The organism is Brumimicrobium oceani (assembly GCF_003143775.1).
In the GTDB taxonomy this organism is placed as follows: Bacteria; Bacteroidota; Bacteroidia; order Flavobacteriales_D; family Crocinitomicaceae; genus Brumimicrobium; species Brumimicrobium oceani.
Genome location: NZ_QFRJ01000029.1, coordinates 1 through 2,934, shown reverse-complemented (window position 1 = coordinate 2,934; position 2,934 = coordinate 1). Strand labels below are relative to the sequence as shown.

Below are 2,934 nucleotides of genomic sequence, written 5' to 3'. Positions count from 1 at the left end.
ATATTCTGACCCCAAGTGTGTAAAATCGAAATCATTCCCATCTTAGCGCCAAGGTGTTTGGGGTTTTCTGAAAACTGTTTCAAGGTCTCCCAAGCAGCCTTAAATAATGAACCATAAATGATTTTGCCTTCTCTTAAAGCATATTCATTAAATTCTGAAGGAAGCGTAAAAACCAAATGAATTAAGCGAAGCGAATCATGAACACCTTTAAAAATAAATTATAGGTGAATAAAGTATGGAACTTCTAAAAGTTCATTTGATAATTTTAAAGCACACAGTTCATAACTTCTCAGTCCACAGCCGTAAAGAGTGGCAATTATAAGTCTATGCTTTAAATATTTTGGCGCATTGATTAATTTTTTCACTTCCTCTAAACTCATCACCACAGGAAGATCGTTTTGTCGCTTTATCTCAGGAAGTTGAACTTTCTGACCATCCATTCCAAGCAATTTGTAGATCGCCCTTAGTCCATAAATCGTGTGTTTGAAAAAACTATCCGAGGGAGTATTATGTTGGTTTTTACAGTGAAAAAGATAGTCATCAATGGCTTCTTTATCTAGATGTTCTGGACTTTTCTTGTAATGTAAAGCCAAGTGCGCAAGGCATCTGGAGTAGTTCTTTAGTGTGCTTTCTGACTTTCCATTAATCGAGAAGCTTTTGGTTAGTTTCTCGTGCAAGTCTTCAAAACCTGCAACCTCTAAAATTGCAATTTCAACGAGGGTTTTACTTTTTTTTATACATAATATTTGATTTAATTTGTATTCAAATATAGTAAATTGCTAATTTAGAGGGTGAGAGAAGCTTCCGACGTTAGGAGGATTCGTTCAACAACGTATATAATTCATTGCTAGTTACAGCCTACTTACGAAAGTCCTCGCGGACTTTCTATTCGGTTTTTATTTGCTAAATTTCGTGCTAAACCACGCAACAAACCATATACAAACACGTTAGCGGCAACCTAAACCAAAGAATACGTATTCATAAACTTAATACAACAAATTATTAATGAAAAAAATAGACTTAACTAAATGGAAAAGAAAAGAGCATTTTGATTTTTTTTCAAAAATGGCAAGTCCAACTTTCGGGATAGTTACAGAAGTTGATTGTGATGAATGCTATAAAAATTCTAAAGAAAACGGTAAATCTTTCTTTGCAAATTACCTTCATAAATCAATGATTGCAGTTAATTCTGTAGATGAACTAAAATATAGAATCGTTGATAATGAAATAATAGAATTCGAAAAAGTTCATGCTGGAATAACTGTTGGAAGAGAAGACGAAACTTTCGGCTTTGGATTTGTTAATTTTACTTTAGATTTTGAGACTTTTAACGCAGAATTAAAAAATGAAATTTTAGCAGTAAAAAACTGTTCAGGATTAAGACTAAATAACGATGATATTAAAAAGGATTTAATTCGTCATTCAACTATTCCATGGAATTCATTTAGCGGATTATTACATCCTACAAATTTTGACCAAAAAGAATCTGTTCCTAAAATAACATTTGGAAAGTTTACTATCCGAGAAGGAAAAAGGATGTTACCGATTTCTATAGAAGCTCATCATGGATTAGTTGATGGTTTCCACATGGCAAAATATTTAACTGAATTTCAAAATCAACTCAATACAAAATAACAATTTGCTTCTAAATATTGAATATTTTTATGATTGTTTGTAAGCAAATTGCCTCAATGCCAGAATATGCAAATCGTTAGCGGCAACCTTATCTGAACAACCATCAAAACAAAAAAAATGGACATAATCATTAGAAAAGCAACAGAAAAAGACAGTCATAAAATTTGGGTTTTAATGAAAGAATTAGCTGTTTTTGAAAAATATATTGACAGTTTTGCAATTACGCCAGAAGTTGTAAAGAACAGTGGTTTTCGGAAAAGCCCACCTGACTTTCATTGTATTGTAGCCGAAGACAACGATAAAATTGTGGGAATATTGGTCTATTATTTTTTACCTTACACTGCCCAAAACAAACCTGCAATTTATATGAAAGAACTTTATGTGGACGAAAATTATCGTGGTCGGAAAATTGGCGAACGACTGATGAAAGCTTTGTGGGATGAAGCGTTGGTGCATAATTGCGAACAAATAAAATGGACGGTTGCACCTTGGAACAAAGCAGGTCAAAAATTTTATGAAAGGTTGGGTGCTAATCAAAATAATGAATGGCTAAATTACGAATGGAATTTATGAAAATAACACGAATAACGACCAATGAAATAGACCAATTGCAAAAAATTGGAAGACAGACTTTTTACGAAACATTTTCGACAGGTAACACCCAAGAAAATATGCAGAAATATTTAGACGAACGATTTTCCATTGAAAAGCTGACGGCTGAATTGAACGACAAAAACGCCATATTTTATTTTGCCCAACTTGAAAATAAAATTGTTGGTTATCTGAAAATAAATTTTGGCGATTCTCAAACGGAATTAAAAGACGACAAGTCTCTTGAAATCGAAAGAATTTACGTACTTAAAGAGTTTCAAGGAAAAAAAATCGGACAAATTCTTTATGATAAAGCAATTGAAATAGCCAAGCAGAAAGATGCAGATTATATTTGGTTAGGCGTTTGGGAAGAAAATCCAAGAGCAATCAAATTTTACAAAAAAAATGGTTTTGTAGAATTTGATAAGCACATTTTTAAACTTGGCAACGATGAGCAAACAGACATTATGATGAAACTAAAACTAACAAACTAAAACGGAAGAAAAGAAGGCAGCCGCTAACAACTAAGTATTCGGCTTGCCGATAGGCCAAAGCTGAATAATTAGTTGTTAGAAACATGAAGATAAATCAAAGTTGTCTCTATTCGAGCATGACCCAAAAGGTCTTTTAGAGCAAGTAAATTTAAACCGCTTTCTAGTAAATGCGTAGCGTAAGAGTGTCTTAAAATGTGAGCTGTGATTTTCTTTG

5 protein-coding genes and 1 pseudogene are annotated in these 2,934 nt (G+C 32.9%); 3 read left to right on the top strand and 3 right to left on the bottom strand.

Annotated features, from left to right (window positions below):
* Together DIT68_RS16600 and DIT68_RS16130 are read right to left on the bottom strand one after the other, a co-directional pair.
* Nucleotides 1–179: pseudogene (locus DIT68_RS16600) on the bottom strand (IS91 family transposase); the annotation flags it as partial.
* Between the two features lie 39 nt (nucleotides 180–218).
* The gene (locus DIT68_RS16130; RefSeq protein WP_109360852.1) at nucleotides 219–677 is read right to left on the bottom strand and encodes a tyrosine-type recombinase/integrase; all 459 of its coding nucleotides are present in this window, start codon (nucleotides 675–677) and stop codon (nucleotides 219–221) included.
* Nucleotides 678–1,005: 328 nt separating this feature from the next.
* Between DIT68_RS16130 and DIT68_RS16125 the strand changes: the two genes are divergently transcribed.
* The 3 genes from DIT68_RS16125 to DIT68_RS16115 all read left to right on the top strand — a co-directional run bounded on the left by DIT68_RS16125 (nucleotide 1,006) and on the right by DIT68_RS16115 (nucleotide 2,720).
* Entirely contained in the window at nucleotides 1,006–1,635 is a 630-nt protein-coding gene (locus tag DIT68_RS16125) for a CatA-like O-acetyltransferase (protein ID WP_109360851.1), read from the top strand.
* Nucleotides 1,636–1,752: 117 nt separating this feature from the next.
* Nucleotides 1,753–2,208, top strand: coding sequence for a GNAT family N-acetyltransferase (locus DIT68_RS16120; protein WP_109360850.1), 456 nt, complete (start codon nucleotides 1,753–1,755; stop codon nucleotides 2,206–2,208).
* Entirely contained in the window at nucleotides 2,196–2,720 is a 525-nt protein-coding gene (locus DIT68_RS16115; protein WP_109360853.1) for a GNAT family N-acetyltransferase, read from the top strand. Before DIT68_RS16120 ends, DIT68_RS16115 begins: the two co-directional genes overlap by 13 nt.
* 68 nt (nucleotides 2,721–2,788) lie before the next feature.
* Here DIT68_RS16115 and DIT68_RS16110 read toward each other — a convergent pair whose 3' ends face one another.
* Entirely contained in the window at nucleotides 2,789–2,926 is a 138-nt protein-coding gene (locus DIT68_RS16110) for a tyrosine-type recombinase/integrase (protein WP_255411182.1), read from the bottom strand.
* Between the last annotated feature and the right edge of the window lie 8 nt (nucleotides 2,927–2,934).

Coding starts and splice junctions, on each gene's coding strand:
- DIT68_RS16115 (WP_109360853.1), top strand. CDS start 2,196: ATGGAATTTATGAAAATAACACGAATAACGACCAATGAAATAGACCAA.
- DIT68_RS16120 (WP_109360850.1), top strand. CDS start 1,753: ATGGACATAATCATTAGAAAAGCAACAGAAAAAGACAGTCATAAAATT.
- DIT68_RS16125 (WP_109360851.1), top strand. CDS start 1,006: ATGAAAAAAATAGACTTAACTAAATGGAAAAGAAAAGAGCATTTTGAT.